This is a genomic window from Streptosporangium brasiliense (assembly GCF_030811595.1).
GTDB classification, from domain to species: Bacteria; Actinomycetota; Actinomycetes; order Streptosporangiales; family Streptosporangiaceae; genus Streptosporangium; species Streptosporangium brasiliense.
In genome coordinates this window covers 5,766,518-5,782,243 of sequence record NZ_JAUSRB010000002.1, presented here as the reverse complement: position 1 = coordinate 5,782,243, position 15,726 = coordinate 5,766,518, and the positions used below count along the sequence as shown (strand labels likewise).

Below are 15,726 nucleotides of genomic sequence, written 5' to 3'. Positions count from 1 at the left end.
CCGCGCCGGGGTCAGTCACGGCAGCGGGCCGCCGAGTAGAGGTGGCTGTCGGGGAACTCCGAGGCGGTCAGCACCCGGCCGACCACGATCACCGCGGTGCGGACGACCCCCGCGGCACGGACCCGGTCGGCGATGTCGGCCAGGGTTCCGCGCAGGATCACCTCGTCGTACCGGCTGGCCCGGGCCACCACGGCCACCGGGCAGTCGGCGCCGTAGTTGGGGATCAGCTCTCCGGCGACCGCCTCGACGCGCTGCACGGCCAGGTGGAGGACCATCGTGGCCCGGCTGCGGCCGAGCGTGTCCAGGTCCTCCCCGTCGGGCATGGGGGTGGCCCGTGCCGAGGTCCGGGTCAGCACCACCGTCTGGCCCACCCCGGGCACGGTGAGCTCCCGCTTCAGCGACGCGGCGGCCGCTGCGAACGCGGGCACGCCGGGGACCACCTCGTAGGGCACCCCGGCCGCGTCCAGCCGCCGCATCTGCTCGGCCATCGCGCTGAACACCGACGGGTCGCCGGAGTGCAGGCGGGCCACGTCGTGACCGGCCCCGTGGGCGGCGAGCATCTCCGCCACGATCTCATCCAGCGCCATCTTGGCGGTGTCCACGAGCCGCGCCCCCTGCGGGCACCACTCCAGCAGCTCGGCCGGGACCAGGGACCCCGCGTACAGGCACACCGGCGAGGACGCGACCGCCCGCTGTCCCCGCAGGGTGATCAGGTCGACGGCGCCGGGGCCCGCCCCGATGAACCGCACCGTCATCGCTCATCCTCCACCGGGACGCGCGAGCGTCCGTCACATGTCGTCATGCCGCCTGCCACCCGGCCACACTCCGTCCCATCGCGCCCCACCGCACCACGGCCATCCGACCGTGCCACCAGCCACGCTCCGTCCCCGTCGGCCACCCGGCCACGCTCCGTCCCCTCGGCCGTCCGGCCGCGCCACCGGCCATCTCTGCCACTCTCCGTTCCGCCCCGGCCGGCCACATCACCCCGCCGTGCCTCGCCCCACCGCGCCGCCGTGCCATCCGGCGTCACCGCCCGGCGTCCACGGCGGCCGGCCTGACCGCCGTCCAGATCGTCACCGGCATCATGGGGCGCCAGCCCGTGAACCCGCCTACCGGCGCGGCCCTGCTGACGGCCAGCCGGACCAGGTCGCCGCCGAGCTCGCCGTACCAGGAGGCCAGGACCGCCTCGGACTCCACGGTCACCGCGTTGGCGACCAGCCTGCCGCCGGGCCGCAGCGCCTCCCAGCAGCCCTCCACCACCCCAGGGACGGTCACCCCGCCGCCGATGAAGACGGCGTCGGGCGGCTCCAGGCCGGCGAGCGCCGCCGGAGCCGCCCCGGCCACCACGCTCAGGCCGGGCACGCCCAGCCCCGCGGCGTTGCGGGAGATCCGCGCGGCCCGCTCGGGGTGGCTCTCCACCGCCACCGCCCGGTTGGCCGGGTGGCCGCGCATCCACTCGATCGCGATGCTGCCCGCTCCCGCGCCGACGTCCCACAGCAGTTCGCCGGGGACGGGCGCGAGCCGGGACAGGGTCACCGCGCGCACCTCGCTCTTGGTGAGCTGGCCGTCGTGCTCGAACGCCCCGTCCGGCAGGCCCGGGACGCAGGGCAGGGGCACGGTCCCGGCGTCGGCACGGCACTCCACGGCCACGACGTTGAGGTCGTGGGCCGCCGGCAGGGACCAGCCGCCCGCCGTACCGGAGATCACGCGCTCCTCGGCGGCGCCGAGCCGCTCCAGGACCGTCATCGGGCTCCCGCCGTATCCGCGTGCGGCCAGCAGCGCGGCGACCCGGGCCGGGGTGCCGCCGTCGGAGCTGAGGACCAGCACCCGGCGGCCCTCGTGGAGCGCGGTGTGCACCGACTCGACCGGCCGCGCCACCACGCTGACCACCTCGACCTGATCGACGGCCCAGCCGAGCCTGGCGCAGGCCAGCGAGACCGACGACGGGTGCGGCAGCACCCTGACCCGGTCGGTGCCGAGCAGCCGGACCAGCGTCGTGCCGATGCCGTGGAACATGGGGTCGCCGCTGGCCAGCACGCACACCCGGCGGCCCTGGTGGGAGGCGATCAGCGCGGGCAGGGCCGGGAGCAGCGGCGAGGGCCAGGCGACGCGCTCGGCGGTCGGCTCGGGGACCAGCGCGAGCTGCCGGGCGCTGCCCATCAGCACCTGCGCGGCGTGCAGCTCGCGCCGCGCCGCCGGGGACAGGCCCGCCCAGCCGTCCGCCCCGATGCCGACGACCGTGACGAGATCAGACATTGCCCAGCACCCGGGTGACGCGGATCTCGATCACGACCCGGGCCGGGTTCTCGCGGGGCTGCCGGTAACGCTCGGCGTAGCGGCGCTCGGCGTCGGCGACCGACTCGGGGTCCTCACGGATCACCGCACGTCCCTCCAGGGTCGACCAGCGCCGCCCGTCCACCTGGCAGAGCGCGACCGCCGCGCCCTCGCCGCCGGCGGCGCGCACGTGGCGGACCTTGTGCGCGCCACCGGAGGTGATCACTCTGGCGATCCCGGAGTCGACGTCCAGCGTCGCCCCCACGGGGACGACGTGCGGCGTGCCGTCGGCCCGCACCGTGCTCAGCGTGCACAGGTGACGCTCCCGCCAGAAGGCGCGGAACCCGTCTCCTAGATCCTTCAACACCCGGTCCTTCCGATGTCCTGGTACCGGGCGACATGGTAGCCGGGAGGCGGGCCCACCGGAGGACGCCGCTCAGCTGCCCGGACTGTAGATCACCTGGTCCGGCTTCACCCGCACCGTGATGCGCTGCTCACCCGGCTGCCGGTAGGGGTAGCTCTCCACCCCGAGATATTTGCCGGCCAGGCCGTCGATGACCTCGTCGGCCCCCTCCAGCTCCAGCTCCGCGGTGCCCGAGATGCTGACCAGGTGGAAGGCGTCCTTGGGGTCCAGGACGCTCACCGACACCTGCGGGTTGCCGCGCAGGTGACGCTCCTTGGCGCGGCCGACGGCCGTGTTGAAGATGACGTCGTCCCCGTCGACGTCCACCCAGACGACCGTGCTGTGCAGCGAGCCGTCCGGGCGGACAGTCGTCACCCAGCCGTGAATCGGCTGGCCGAGCAGTTGCTTGGCGTCATCGTTCAGCTTTCCCACGTGGACCTCCACGATCGGCGGTGTGCCTATTGGTCAATCGAACATCATGCCCAAGTGATCAATTCCACCGCCCCGGGAGAAGGTCAGGCGGGGCCCGCGTGGACGGCGGCGGCGGCGCGGAGCCCCGACTCCAGCGCGCCCTCGATCCAGGCGTGCCAGAGCGAGCAGTGCTCGCCGGCGAAGTGGACGCGCCCCTCCGGCTGGATGATCGCCTCGTGCAGGGTGGACTGCTGGTGCGGCTCGAAGAGGGCGAAGGCGCCGGCCGCGAAGGGATCCTCGTACCAGGCGTGGCTCACCCCGAACTCGAAGACGTCGACGATCTCCGGATGGACCTTCGCGACGTCCTCCACGGCCTGCTGGATCCGCTTCTCCCTGCTCATCGCGCCCCAGCGCAGCGCGTCCTGGCCCCAGGTGTAGCTGGCGAGCAGGACGCCCCTGCGCTCGTCCGGGTCGGAGTGGGAGGGGTAGCAGATCCGGCGGACGGGCAGGTCCGTCACGGTGGTCCCGCCGACGATCCCGTCGGTGCGCTCCCAGAACCGCTCACGCACCTGAAACAGGATCTTGGTCGAGGCGTTGTAGTTGAGCTCCCTGATCGCCCGCTGCTTGCGCCGGGTGAAGGCCGGCCGTGTCTCGATGTCACGGAGCACGGAGAAGGGCACGGTGCACACGGCGTAGTCGCCCGTCACGGTGGTACGGCCGGCGGCGGTCCTGACGTGCAGGGTCACCGAGTGGTCGTCCTGCTCGATCGCGTGCACCTCGTGGCCGAAGCGCACGCGGTCCTTGAGCCGCTCGTAGAAGGCGGCGGGCAGCCGGTCGGCCCCTCCGACGATCTCCTGCATGTCCTCGAACGCCCGGCCGATGATCTCCCGGAACTGCTCGATGACCGCGGCGTTGAGGTTCGACTCGCGGAAGCTCATGATCCCGTACAGCTCGACGGCTCCCGGGGAGAAGCCCCGCTCCCGCAGGAAGCTGCGGATCGAGTGGTGGTCGTAGTCGGCGCAGAGACGGTCGAGCGCGGCGTCCCCCTCGCTCGAGTAGCGCTCCCGGATCTCCGCGGTGGCCGCCTCCCACAGCTCCTCGTAGGTCCTGCCGCGTTCGTGCTCGGCCAGCTCGAAGTCCACCAGGCCGGGATCGGCGTTGAGGTCCTCCATCGTCATGCGCCTGCCCTGGATGAAGGCGAGGGTCTTGGGGTTGCCCATGACGAAGGGGCGCAGGCCCAGCCCGAACTCGCGGCAGTAGGCCAGCGTCAGGTCGTGGACCCGGGGGATGCGCATGGCCCCGGCCTCGGCGTACAGCCCCTCCGCGAAGCCGCGCAGAGTGTGGACACGCCCGCCGACGCGCTGCTGCGCCTCCAGCACGACGGGGTCGTGCCCTTGGCGCATCAGCTCGTAGGCCGCGACCAGGCCCGCCATGCCGGCGCCGATGATCAGGACCCGCTTCGGCGCGTCCTGGCGGTCGGGCAGGCCCTCCCGCACCGTTCTGACCAGCTGCGGAGGGACCCGCCGGTGGCCCGGCCTGAGGGATGCGTGGTCGGGCCCGGACAGGTGCGGACCGGCGGGCGTCTCGGGGCGCCGTGGATCGGCGGGCGGCTGAGAGTGGTGCGGATCGGTGGGCATGAAGTCTCCTCTCGAAGTGGTCTCATCGGTATCCGGCCGGTCGAAGTGGTCTCGTCGGGATCCAGCCGGTCGAAGTGGTCTTATCGGGATCCAGCCGGCTCGCCCCTCATCCGGGCGGCCGCGGTTCAGGGGGGACGGCGGGCCGCGGGACGTCGTCCTCCTCCCCGGCGGTGCGGTCCCGCTCCCTGGCGGCGCGCTCGCCGGTGGCCACGGCGGCCCGGGTGAGATCGGCCGAGGCGGCGGCGCAGCGGGCGATCTGGCCGTCGATCAGCTCGCCGAACCACCCGGACACGATCGGGTTGCCGCGGACGCGTGCGGCGAGATCGCCCAGCCTGACCGCGTGGTCGGCCAGCCGTGCGGCGTCGGCGGCGAGCTGCTCGGCGAGCGCCCCGTATCCGGGGGTCACGGCCATCCCCGTCACCCGCGCGGAGCCCGGCGGGCGCGCCGGAGACACGCGGCGGCGATCACCAGCCCGGCGAGCCCGGTCAGCAGGAGCAGCCACCTGGATCCGTGGGGGGCGCAGGCCGTTCCGGCGGCGCCCTCGCCGCCGTCCCGTCTCCGGGTCGCCCCGCCCGGGAGGCCGGGCAGGGGCTCGGCGGCCGGCCCCCGGTCCGCCGCCGCCGGCCGGCCGCTCTGGTCGTTGAAGGGGTTGTCGTCGAACAGCGCCCGCATCGCGAGCACCTCGCCGAAGATCGGCGCGATGTCGCTGACCGCCCGCACGGTCCTCTTCTCCCTGAACAGGGCCCGGATGGCCCGGACCGCCTCGGTGTCGCGATCGGCGCCGACCGCGTCGAGCAGCCGCCGCATGACGGGGTCGGCGGCCAGCTCCGGGTGCTGGTGCAGGACGCCGGCGATCCGCAGCCGGAGGGAGGTGACGGCGACCAGCGTGGCGAGGCTGCTCCGCCCCGCCAGCGCGCCCAGGCGGGCGGCCGGGCCGCCGAACCGCCCGCCCTCGAAGGCGTAGCCGAGCCCGCCGCGGTTGGTCAGCGCGCGCAGCAGACTCCAGTGGATCCCGGAGGGGAATCCCGGGGAACGGGTGGCGGCGGCGGTCAGCGCGGCCGTCGTGCGCGCACAGATCTCCCGGATCTCCTCCGCCGTCCGGGCCAGCTCGGCCGCCGCGGCGTGGAGCTGCTGGAGAGGGTCCGTCCCGGGCCACTGGGGATCAGACGTCATCGTGTCTCCTCGCCTCCGCAGACCAGTGCGCACACCCCGACTGCACGACCCGACAAGGGTTAACACAGAAGGTCACGTGAGTACAACGGAAAGTAATGAAGTCACGGCATCGGATGCCCATTCAGCCAGGCTGAGACGGACATCCGGCGCACAACGCCGAGCCGTCGACGCCGCCGGCGCCGTCCTCGGGGGCCGGGTCAGGGCCGTCGCCGGAGGCGGCCTCGGCTCCCCGGCGGGATCACGGCGCCCGACGTCGGAGCCGCCGGGCCGGGCCGGCGGGCCCGGACTTCAGGAGTGGTTCAGGCCGGGGCGTGCGAGGGCGCGGCCGGGGCGCGCGGGGACGCGTCCGGGGCATGTGGGGGCCGCGCCCGGGCCGGGCGTGCGAGGGCGTGGCCGGGGAGTGTGGGGACGCGACCGGGGCGTGCGAGGGCGTGGCCCGGGCAGGGGCGGCGGCCCGGGCAGGGGCGGCCCGCACGGCGCGGCGGGTGCGGCGTGGAGGTGCGCACCCGCCCGGCGCCGGCGGGAACGCTTACGGGGTGGCCGCGTCGAGCAGGATCCGCGCCAGCTCGCGCGGCTGGGAGAACATCGGCCAGTGGCCGGTGTCCATCTCGACCAGCCGCCAGCGCTCGCCGGTCAGCAGCTCGACCACGTCGCGGCTCGGCTTGTCGCCGTCGAGCAGGCATTTGACGTATGTCGCCGGGAGTTCGCCGAGCGGCCGGGCCAGCACGGCCGGCTCGGTCAGCGTGGCACCCGGATGCGGCGTCGAGCCGTCCACGATCCGGGCGATCTGCTCGCCGGTGAGACCCTGGCCGTCGTAGTCGGCCGCGGTCAACGGCGCCCAGAAACCCTTGTTCCCGGCGATCGAGGCCTCCACCGCCGCCCGGCCGTCCGACGACCAGCCGGACACGAACGACTCGCCGTCCGCCGGAACGTTGGAGTCGACGAAGACCACGCGGGTCAGCCGGTCGCCGATCCGCTCGGCGGCCTGACCGACCGGGATGCCCGAGTAGCTGTGCCCGACCAGGGCGACGTCGCGCAGATCGCGGCGCTCGACCTCGTCGACGATGTCCTGGACATGGGTCTGCTGCCCGGCCGGCACACCCTGCCTGTCGGCGAGGCCGGACAGCGTCACCGGGTGGGCGCCGTGGCCGGCCGCACGCAGCTCCGGCACCACCTCGTCCCATGCCCACGATCCGAGCCACGCGCCGGCGACCAGTACGAAGTCTGTCATGCCGGCAACGTAGCGGAGCGGTCCGACAATTACCGCGCCCGACCGCCGCTCGGTGTCGCGAGGACAGGATGCCGTCGTCGCCGGTCGAGCCTCTCTGCCCTCCCCTACATATAGGCAAACCTCTATATAGAGGAGGCTTGATAGAGTGCCGACATGTTCGAGGACCAGTTGGATGTGGCGATGCTGCGGGCACTCGGGCACCCCGTGCGGCTGGGCATCATGCGCGCCCTGGTCGCGGCGCCCGAGACGTGCGCCTGCGACTTCACCGAGATGTTCGGCGTCACCCAGCCGACGATCAGCCAGCACCTGAAGGTGCTGCGCGAGGCCGAGCTGGTCAGCACCCGCCGCCGCGGCACGCAGATCTGTTACTCGGTGCGCCCGGAGGGCGTGGCCCGGATGCAGGAGCTGATAGGGCGGCTGCAGCCCGCGCGCCTCGCCGACACCGGCTGAACAGGCGCACGACACCGGCCGAACGGGCGCACGGCCGTCCCGACGGCCCGACGTCCGCCGGACGTGCGGGCGAACACGCCGCGGGCGACCGCGCCGAGAACCGTCCGCCCAAAACCGATGAAACAGTCGCGCTCAAACCCTCCTCCTCCACCGCCGGTGTGATTATGATCATGGTCTGGCGGGGGCCGCACATCGCCCCGCCCAGAACGGCCGACCCCCCACCCCTGAAGGGATGGCTCATGTCCACCAAGCTCACCAAGCTGGCCGCGACGTCGTTCGCGGCCGTCGCCCTGGCAGCCGCGGGATCCGTACTGGCGACGCCCGCCGGCGCCGCGACCACCGGCGCCGGCACGTCGAGTGTCTCGGTCGCCCCCGCGTACACCTGGATCAAGTACGGCGACTACTCGACCGAGGCGAAGTGCAAGGCGAAGGGCGAGGAACTGCGGCGGAACGGGACGTACCTGTCGTACTACTGCGAGTACACGGGCTTTTTCACGCTGATGGTCCTGACCAGGTAACAGGCTGAACGCGCGGCCCGGAACAGCGACTTCCGGGCCGCGTCGGCGACCGCGGGTCAGGCAACGCCCGCCATAAGGGTCGTGGCGCCGGTCGGCCCCGATCCGGGCCGGCCGCACGCGTTCCGGGAACCCCCACCGGCCAGGACCGGTAGGAGAGGGGACGACAAGGAGACGGAATGCGGCGGTTGACAGCGGCCCTGATGATCATCTCGATGGCTGGTTGCAGCGCTTCCCCACCCCGGGCGGGCGCGGCGGGCGCCCCCGAGACACCCCGGTCCTCGGCGAGCGCCACGACGGCTGGTCCCATAGCCGTGAGTGACGCGTCCGCGTGCGCTTCCGCCGGCGCCTCCCCGGAAGGGACGGCGTCGCTGCCGGAAGTACGGGGAGTGGCCCGGGACGCGGAGTTGTGGGGCCTGCTGTTCGCACCCCTGCCGCTCCCCTCCGGGAAGGCAGTCAAGATCGTCTGGCGGATGACCGGCAGCGGGCCCCTCCGGGTCTCCGCCACGCACCCGGACGGGGCCGCGGCGGAGCTCACCTTCGGGCCGGAAGAACACAGCGGGTCGAGCTGGAAGCGGCCGGGTGACGAATGGGGGACCGGGCTCGTCTTCTCGAAAGCCGGGTGCTGGAAGGTGCATCTGTCCCGGAGCACGGGGACGGGCGATGTCTGGCTGCCCGTGAAGTGACACCGCCGGCGCACGCCATGTGGCCGTGAACGGCGGCCGGCCGCCGGCGCCGACCGGTGTGACCGGACGGCTCCCCCGGACTCCGGAGACCTCCCCCCGGACCCCGTCGGCGCACACCCCCGTACGGCGTGCGCCTACGCCGGGATGAGCAGCGTGGTCAGCAGGTCGTCCAGGCTGACCATCCCCTTCAGGGTCCCGTCCGCCGCGTGGACGAGCGCCAGCTGGCTGTGGGCGGCGCGCAGCGCGCCGACCGCGTCGGAGATCGAGGTCTCCGACGGGAGCACGGGAAGGCGGTAGGCGAGATCGCCGGCCCGGACCCGCGAGCCACGTCTGCGGGCGAGGTAGGCGTCCCGGACATGGATCACACCGGCCGGGCGGTCACCGTCCCACACCACCAGGCGCGTGCGGCGGCTCCGCGCGGAGGTGTCGATCACCTCCTGGGGCGGGGCTCCGGCGGGGACGCCGACGATGGCGGTCACCGGAATGGCCAGCGAGGCGATCTCGGCGTTCGGCGCGTCCAGCGCCTGGGAGAGCACGACGTGCTCGTCGGTGTCGATGAGGCCCAGCCGGCGCGACTCCTCCACCAGGTGCTGCAGCTGCTCGGGGGTCCGCGGTGTGGCCGTCCCGTCGCCGGGCCGTACGCGGACCATGCGCAGCAGCAGGTTGCTGGCGCCGTTGAGCGCGGTCAGGACCGGCCGGACGGCCACGGTGAAGGCGCGGAACGGCAGGGCCAGGATCGTGGCCGAGCGCTCCGGATGGGCGATGGCCCACGACTTGGGCGCCATCTCTCCGACCACCATGTGCAGGAACGTCACGATGCCCAGCGCGATGACGAAGGCGACCGCGTGAGCGGCGGCCCGGGGCAGGCCGAGGCTGTCGAACAGCGGGGTCAGGCTGCCTGCGATGAGCGGCTCGGAGACCACACCCAGGCCGAGCGAGCACAAGGTGATGCCGAGCTGGGCGCCGGCGAGCATCAACGACAGCTCCCGGATGCCCTTCACGGCCGCCGCGGCGGCGCGGTTGCCCCGGGCCGCCGCCTTCTCCAGCCGGTGCCGCTTGGCCGCGACCAGCGCGAACTCGGAGGCGACGAAGAAGCCGTTGCCGACCAGGAGGAGCAGGGTGAGCATCAGACCGGTAGGCAGGTTCACTTCTCCTCCCCGCTCTCCCGGTCCTCCTCGGCGCGACGGACGGGACGCAGCCCCACCCGCTCCGGCACGTGCCGGTCCAGGGTCAGCACCTCGATCTCGACGTGGGTGGGCGCGTGCTCGGCCATGTCCGGCACGAGTCCGACGGTGACGACGTCACCGGGGACGGCGAAGCGGCCCAGGCGCTGCAGGACCAGCCCGCCGACGGTGTCGTAGTCGTCCTCGTCGGGGAGCTCCAGGCCGGTGGCCAGGGCGACCTCGTCGACGCGCAGGGCCGCGTCGATCTCCCAGCCGCCGTCCTTCCGGACCGCCGTGGGAATATCGAGATCGTTCTCGTCGGCGATCTCACCGACGAGCTCCTCGGCGACGTCCTCCCAGGTGGCCAGCCCGGCCAGGCCGCCGTGCTCGTCGACCACGCAGGCGACCTCCTCGCCGCGGGCGTGCATCTGGAGGACCAGGTCGGGCAGCGAGGCCGAGAACGGCACCACCAGCACCTCGCGCGCGACATCGGTGACCTTGGTGTCGGCCGCCTTGTCGAGGGGGACGGTGACCAGCTCGCGCAGGCTCACGATGCCGATCACGTCGTCCAGACTGTCGCCCAGAACGGGATAGTGGGTATGCCCGTGCCGGGCGATGAGCTCGTCCAGCTCGGGGATCCGCGCCGAACCGGCGACGGTGACGACCTCCACCCGGGGGACCATGACCTCCTCGGCGGTGTGGTCGGAGAAGGCCAGCGCCCGCTCCAGCAGGTCGGCCTGGTCGCCGGGCAGGTGCCCGTACGCCTCGGACTCACCGATGATGTGCCCGAGCTCCTCCAGGGTGGCGCCGTGGTGCAGCTCCTCCACCGGCTCGATGCCGACCGCGCGCAGCAGCCTGTTGGCCGCCGTGTCGAACAGCCTGATGACCGGCCCGGCGATCGTCAGGTAGACCAGCGTGGAGGAGGCCAGCGCGCGGGCCAGCGGCTCGGGCCTGGCCAGGGCCAGGTTCTTGGGAGCGAGTTCGCCCAGCACCATCTGGACGACGGTGGCGAGGCCGAAGCCCAGCCCGAGGGCGATGCCGCCGGTCGCGCCCTCGGGCACGCCGGCCGCGCCGAGAGCGGGAGCGATCAGTTCGGCCAGCGCGGGCTTGGCGATGAAGCCGACGACCAGGGTGGTGACGGTGATGCCGAGCTGGGCGCCCGAGAGCATGAACGACAGCCGTTCCATCACCTTGACGGCACGGGCGGCCTTCCTGTCTCCCCCGGCCGCCCGCTGCGACAGCGCCAGCCGGTCGGCGGTGACGTAGGCGAACTCCTGGGCCACGAAGTAACCGGTGGCCAGGGTCAGCAGGAAGACGGCCAGCAGGCCGAGCGCGACGTTCATCGCGGGTCCCTGCCCTGTGATCGGCGGGCTCTGCAACTGCCGGAGTCCGACGACACCGACACCATCACCTGATCCTTCTCTCGGTCCTTACAGCCGCTCCGGAGCCGATTAAGGCTATTTGTCGGCAACGTTAACCGACCGTGGGCGGCCGGCCCCGCGCGGGGACCCTTCACCGGGGACAACGCGCCGGCCGGAGCGCGAGTGCCCTGAGCCCGGCGCGGTGCCGCCGCGGGATCCCGGCGACGTGTGAGGGCCGCCGGGGCCGCGGTCGCGGCGCCGCCGCCGGGCGAGCCCCGGCGGGTGGCTCCGGCCTCCGGCTCAGGCGCTGGCGGCGTACAGGACCTCGCGCAGCCCGGGGAGGTCCTCCCTGTCACCTCGCCAGACGAGCCGCAGGCTCAGCTCCGGGGCGGCGAAGGCGAGCTCGGTGAGCGTGCCGGCCTCGAGCGCGGCCGACACCGCGAACCGGGGAAGGAGCGAGACGCCCAGGCCCTGTTCGGCCCAGGCGCGCATCACCGGGACCCCGCCGGCCCGCACCCGTTCCGGGACCGGTCCGATGGCCCTGTCGGCGGCCATCAGGAAGGAACAGTTCGGCACGTTGACCAGCAGCCGTTCACCGGCCAGGTCGCCGGGGACCACGCGCGGACGCCCGGCCAGCCGGTGGCCGGGCGCCGCGACCAGCACGAGCGGCACCGTCCCGACGTCGAGGAAGGTCAGCGGCGCGGGCGGTGCGGGGAACCCGAGATCTCCCAGCGCGTCGCCGAGGTCCAGCAGCAGTGCGGCTTCCAGCCGTCCGGCGGCCACGTCGGCGAGCAGGTCGTCACGGCTCGCACTCGGACGGACCTGGAGGCGCAGGTCGGGCTGGCGTCCGGCGAGCCTGGCCAGCACCCGCGGCACCTGGGTGGCGGCGATGGTCTCCAGCGCGCCCAGCCGCAGCTCCCCCGGCTCTCCGGTCACCTCGCGGCGCGCCCGCTCGGCCTGGTCCAGCAGGCGGCGGGCCCAGCCCAGCAGCCGCTCGCCCGGACCGGTCAGGCTCATCCCCCTGGCCGTCCGTTCGAACAGCGTCACCCCCAGTGAGTTCTCCAGGGTGCGGATCTGCTGGGAGACGCTGGAGGGCGCCATCTCCAGGGCGACGGCGGCGTCGGTCACCGTCCTGTGACGTGCCACCGCCTCGAAGGTCCTCAGTTGGCGAAGCTCCATGATCCCCTCAACCCCCGGCGGGCGTTCGGAATTTCCGAACGGAGCGTGCGGCCGCGCCGGTGGAGGCGGCCGGGCCGCCCCCGGACAGTGGGGGCCATGACCATTTTTCACCCCTCCGCGCGGGACAGGCGTGTTCAGGGGCCTGCGCCGGCCGGCCGTCGGGGGTTCGCGCTGTCGGGCATCTCCCTTGGCTACTTCATGGTGCTGCTGGACATGACTGTGCTCTCGGTCGCCGAACCGGATCTCGCTGCCTCGCTGCACGCCTCGGTCACCGGCCTGCAGTGGGCGACCACGGGCTACACGGTGGTGTTCGGCGCGTTGCTCCTGTCCGCCGGCGCCGTCGCCGACCGTTACGGCGCGCACCGGGTCTTCCGCCTCGGTGTCACGGTGTTCGGCCTCGGCTCGCTGCTGTCGGCCCTCGCTCCGGCGCTGGGACCGCTGATCGTGCTGCGGATGGTGCTCGGCGCCGCCGCGGCGGCTTGTGTGCCCGCCTCAATGGCGATGATCGCCCGGCTCTACCCCGGCCCGGCCGAGCGCACCCGTGCTGTGGCGGCCTGGGCGGCCGTCAGCGGTAGCGCGGTGGCCGCAGGTCCGATCGCCGGCGGCGTCCTGGTCGAGCTGGCGGGCTGGCGGGCGATCTTCCTGATCAACGTGCCGATCACCGTGCTGGTGCTGACGCTGACGGCCGGGCGGACGGTCCGCTGCCCGCGCGGCGAGCGCCGCATCGATTGGACGGCGCAGCTGGCGGCCTGCGCGGTACTGGCGCTGTCCACCGACGCGCTCGTCGCCGCCGGCGCGCGTTCCTGGGCGCACGCGGCCGGGTCGGCGGCGGCCGCCGTGCTCGGGGCGGCCCTGTTCGTGGTCCTGGAACGGCGCAGCACGGCCCCCGTGCTCAACCGGGAACTCCTGCGCAGTGCGGGCGTGCGGGCCGGACTCGCCGTCGGCGCGGCGGCGAACTCCGTCCTCAGCGGGAACCTGTTCGTGCTGCCGCTGCTGTTCCAGCAGGACCGCCACTTCGGCGCGCTCGCCACCGGCCTGGCGTTCCTGCCGCTCACCCTGCCGTTCGTGTTCGGCCCGCCGGTGACCGGCCGGATCGTGGCGCGTTTCGGCCCGCGGCCGCCCGTCCTGTCGGGGACGGCGCTGCTCACCGCCGGCGCCGTCGCACTCGGCGGGGCGGCCTGGGCGGGCGCCGGTTACCGGTGGCTGGCCCTCGGCCTGCTGCTCACCGGTCTCGGTGTGTCGCTCGTGCTGCCCGCCCTGGTCTCCGCCGTCATCGGCGCCGCACCGGAAGGAACGGCCGGAGCCGCCGGAGGACTGCTCAACGCCGTCCGTCAGGCCGGTGCCGCGATCGGGGTCGCGGCCATGGGCGCTCTCGCCGGCCAGGACGTCACGATCGCGTCGGCGGCCGCGCTCCTGCTCCCGGCGCCGGCGTGCGCCGCGGCCGGTATCTGGTTCGCGGTCCGGACGGTCCGCCCGGACCGCCGTTGACGGCGGCCCGCCCCCCGCACGCGGAGCTGTTCAGAGCCCCACACGCCCCGCCGGCCGTACGTCGGCGAGGTAGGCGTCGAGGTCGGCGACGTCGGGCGCCAGCATGTGGCGGACGAACGCGCCGCGCTCGTGCTCCAGCGGCGGCAACTCCCAGACGCAGCCGATCCACGGCCGCTCCAGCGTCACGAAGTTCGCCGGGTCCTCGTCGGGGCAGCCGATCGCGGGCTGCCCCGCGGCCGCGGTGTGGATCTCGATCACGTTGTCCCACACCCACGTGTAGACCAGCAGGTAGGCCCCGCTGTCGCCGCCCCTGTGCAGCACGGTCCACCCGGCGGGCGAGTCGTCGGCGAGCGCGGGCACGAGCCGCGGGGCGTACGCGTAGGCGGCCTTCTCCACCTCGGGCTCGATCTCGTGCCCCTCGCGGTCGACGTGGTAGCGCTTGTACGGCCTGCCGCCGAGCGTGACGGGGGCGAGGGAGCGCAGGTTCTTCTCGATGAAAGCCATGGCCCGGACCTTAGGCGCCCCCCACTGACATCTACTGTCAGTGGGGGGCGCGCGTACTGCCAGGCGCGCCCGCCGTCCGCTCGCGGCAGCGCACAACGGGATAACCGCGCCGCGCCGGCCGGGTGTTAGCGTGGCCGTGTCCCTGCCCCTGACAACGTGGCCGCGAGCGCGGTCCAGGGGCCGGCCGCGCCCGCGGAACGCGCCCCGGGACCCATACCGGGCGGCTGCCGCGAGATGCTCCCCGGAGGAGGGGAAGAGCGTGACCGCACCCATCACGCACGACCAGTGGAAGGCGACACGCGCCGCCGTCAGACAGACCGGCGACCGGTTCGCCGAAATGGTGGCCACCACGCGCGAGCCCCAGGCCCGGGCGACCGCCGACTGGTCGGTGGCCGACACCGCCGCCCACGTGGCCGCCATCGCCTCGATGTATGTCTCCGTCGTCCGGCCCGGCGCCGTCCCGCTCCCGGCCTTCGCCGTCGAGGACCGGCTCCTGGCCACCACCGTGGACACCGTCGGCGAGCTCAACGACCTGACCCTGCGCAGCTTCACCGAGCGGGACCCGCGGCTGCTCGCCCACCGGCTGCGCACCGACATCGACCGCCTGCTGCGGGTCAGCGACGGCCTCGACCCCGCGGAGCCGGTGACCTGGCTGGGCGGCTCGCGGGTCCCCGTCGCCGGAGTGCTCGCCCACCTGCTCAACGAGCTGCTGATCCACGGGCGCGACATCGCCCGGGCCATCGGGGCGCGCTGGGTGATACCGGCGCGGGACGCCGCGCTGTTCTTCGAGCTGTTCGTCATCGGGATGGTGCGTCACGACGTCGGGCGGCTGCTGGAGACGGACGAGCCACCGCGGGAGCGCCGTATCGCGGTCGAGTTCCGCTCCAGGCACACCACCCCCGTGACGCTGGTGCTGCGCGACGGCCGGGTCTCGGTCGAGGGGCCGGGGCGCGGCGCCGACGTACGGCTGTCCTTCGACCCGGTGACGCTCAACCTGATGCTGTTCGGCCGGGTCAGCAGGGCGCGGGCCGCGCTGACCGGCAAGGTGGCCGTCCGGGGGCGCCGGCCATGGCTGCTGCCCGCGTTCCTGCGCACCGTGCGCCTGCCGGCCACCCGGTATCCGGGGCCCCAGCCCGGCGGCGCCCCCGCCGGGGCGGACGCCGCTCCGGCTCCCTGACCTGCGGCCGGGCCGTACGGCGGTGCCGGAACGGGGACGGCCCGGCGAGTCTGGATTCTCGACGCGGACCTGGC

At 73.9% G+C, this 15,726-nt stretch carries 17 protein-coding genes; 5 read left to right on the top strand and 12 right to left on the bottom strand.

The annotated features are described in order from the left end of the window. Window positions 1-11 precede the first annotated feature (11 nt). The 8 genes from cobM to J2S55_RS34915 all read right to left on the bottom strand — a co-directional run bounded on the left by cobM (window position 12) and on the right by J2S55_RS34915 (window position 7,129). On the bottom strand, window positions 12-755 hold the full coding sequence (cobM, locus tag J2S55_RS34950) for a precorrin-4 C(11)-methyltransferase (protein WP_306869748.1): 744 nt from the start codon (window positions 753-755) through the stop codon (window positions 12-14). Window positions 756-1,026: 271 nt separating this feature from the next. Then, on the bottom strand, window positions 1,027-2,256 hold the full coding sequence (gene cbiE, locus J2S55_RS34945; protein WP_306869746.1) for a precorrin-6y C5,15-methyltransferase (decarboxylating) subunit CbiE: 1,230 nt from the start codon (window positions 2,254-2,256) through the stop codon (window positions 1,027-1,029). After that, a complete protein-coding gene (locus tag J2S55_RS34940; RefSeq protein WP_306869744.1) occupies window positions 2,249-2,638 on the bottom strand; it encodes a pyridoxamine 5'-phosphate oxidase family protein in 390 nt (129 codons plus the stop codon). The genes cbiE and J2S55_RS34940 overlap by 8 nt, the downstream gene beginning before the upstream one ends. A gap of 72 nt (window positions 2,639-2,710) precedes the next feature. Next, on the bottom strand, window positions 2,711-3,109 hold the full coding sequence (locus tag J2S55_RS34935) for a TIGR03618 family F420-dependent PPOX class oxidoreductase (RefSeq protein ID WP_306869743.1): 399 nt from the start codon (window positions 3,107-3,109) through the stop codon (window positions 2,711-2,713). Between the two features lie 83 nt (window positions 3,110-3,192). Continuing rightward, entirely contained in the window at window positions 3,193-4,725 is a 1,533-nt protein-coding gene (locus tag J2S55_RS34930) for a flavin monoamine oxidase family protein (protein WP_306869742.1), read from the bottom strand. 106 nt (window positions 4,726-4,831) lie between these two features. Continuing rightward, the gene (locus tag J2S55_RS34925; protein WP_306869740.1) at window positions 4,832-5,137 is read right to left on the bottom strand and encodes a hypothetical protein; all 306 of its coding nucleotides are present in this window, start codon (window positions 5,135-5,137) and stop codon (window positions 4,832-4,834) included. A 5-nt stretch (window positions 5,138-5,142) separates the two neighbouring features. Beyond that, window positions 5,143-5,898 carry a hypothetical protein gene (locus tag J2S55_RS34920; protein ID WP_306869738.1) on the bottom strand — a complete coding sequence of 252 codons (756 nt, stop codon included), beginning with the start codon at window positions 5,896-5,898 and terminating at the stop codon, window positions 5,143-5,145. Window positions 5,899-6,427: 529 nt separating this feature from the next. Further along, window positions 6,428-7,129, bottom strand: coding sequence for an alpha/beta fold hydrolase (locus J2S55_RS34915; protein ID WP_306869735.1), 702 nt, complete (start codon window positions 7,127-7,129; stop codon window positions 6,428-6,430). Between the two features lie 153 nt (window positions 7,130-7,282). On the opposite strand from J2S55_RS34915, the gene J2S55_RS34910 reads away from it, so the two are divergent. The 3 genes from J2S55_RS34910 to J2S55_RS34900 all read left to right on the top strand — a co-directional run bounded on the left by J2S55_RS34910 (window position 7,283) and on the right by J2S55_RS34900 (window position 8,780). Further along, window positions 7,283-7,579, top strand: coding sequence for an ArsR/SmtB family transcription factor (locus J2S55_RS34910; protein ID WP_306869733.1), 297 nt, complete (start codon window positions 7,283-7,285; stop codon window positions 7,577-7,579). Window positions 7,580-7,818: 239 nt separating this feature from the next. Further along, window positions 7,819-8,097, top strand: a complete 279-nt coding sequence (locus tag J2S55_RS34905) for a hypothetical protein (RefSeq protein ID WP_306869731.1) — start codon at window positions 7,819-7,821, stop codon at window positions 8,095-8,097. Window positions 8,098-8,408: 311 nt separating this feature from the next. Further along, complete coding sequence (locus tag J2S55_RS34900; RefSeq protein ID WP_306869730.1) at window positions 8,409-8,780, top strand: hypothetical protein; 372 nt, start codon at window positions 8,409-8,411, stop codon at window positions 8,778-8,780. A gap of 134 nt (window positions 8,781-8,914) precedes the next feature. On the opposite strand, the gene J2S55_RS34895 is transcribed toward J2S55_RS34900, so the two are convergent. From J2S55_RS34895 to J2S55_RS34885, 3 genes are all read right to left on the bottom strand, one after another. After that, the gene (locus J2S55_RS34895; protein WP_306869729.1) at window positions 8,915-9,928 is read right to left on the bottom strand and encodes a hemolysin family protein; all 1,014 of its coding nucleotides are present in this window, start codon (window positions 9,926-9,928) and stop codon (window positions 8,915-8,917) included. Next, complete coding sequence (locus tag J2S55_RS34890) at window positions 9,925-11,286, bottom strand: hemolysin family protein (protein WP_306869728.1); 1,362 nt, start codon at window positions 11,284-11,286, stop codon at window positions 9,925-9,927. The genes J2S55_RS34895 and J2S55_RS34890 overlap by 4 nt, the downstream gene beginning before the upstream one ends. 318 nt (window positions 11,287-11,604) lie before the next feature. Then, window positions 11,605-12,483, bottom strand: coding sequence for a LysR family transcriptional regulator (locus J2S55_RS34885; RefSeq protein WP_306869727.1), 879 nt, complete (start codon window positions 12,481-12,483; stop codon window positions 11,605-11,607). 96 nt (window positions 12,484-12,579) lie between these two features. Between J2S55_RS34885 and J2S55_RS34880 the strand changes: the two genes are divergently transcribed. Then, entirely contained in the window at window positions 12,580-13,971 is a 1,392-nt protein-coding gene (locus J2S55_RS34880; RefSeq protein WP_306869725.1) for an MFS transporter, read from the top strand. A 30-nt stretch (window positions 13,972-14,001) separates the two neighbouring features. Here J2S55_RS34880 and J2S55_RS34875 read toward each other — a convergent pair whose 3' ends face one another. After that, complete coding sequence (locus tag J2S55_RS34875; protein ID WP_306869723.1) at window positions 14,002-14,475, bottom strand: hypothetical protein; 474 nt, start codon at window positions 14,473-14,475, stop codon at window positions 14,002-14,004. Between the two features lie 259 nt (window positions 14,476-14,734). Between J2S55_RS34875 and J2S55_RS34870 the strand changes: the two genes are divergently transcribed. Next, window positions 14,735-15,652, top strand: coding sequence for a maleylpyruvate isomerase family mycothiol-dependent enzyme (locus tag J2S55_RS34870; protein ID WP_306869720.1), 918 nt, complete (start codon window positions 14,735-14,737; stop codon window positions 15,650-15,652). Window positions 15,653-15,726 lie beyond the last annotated feature (74 nt).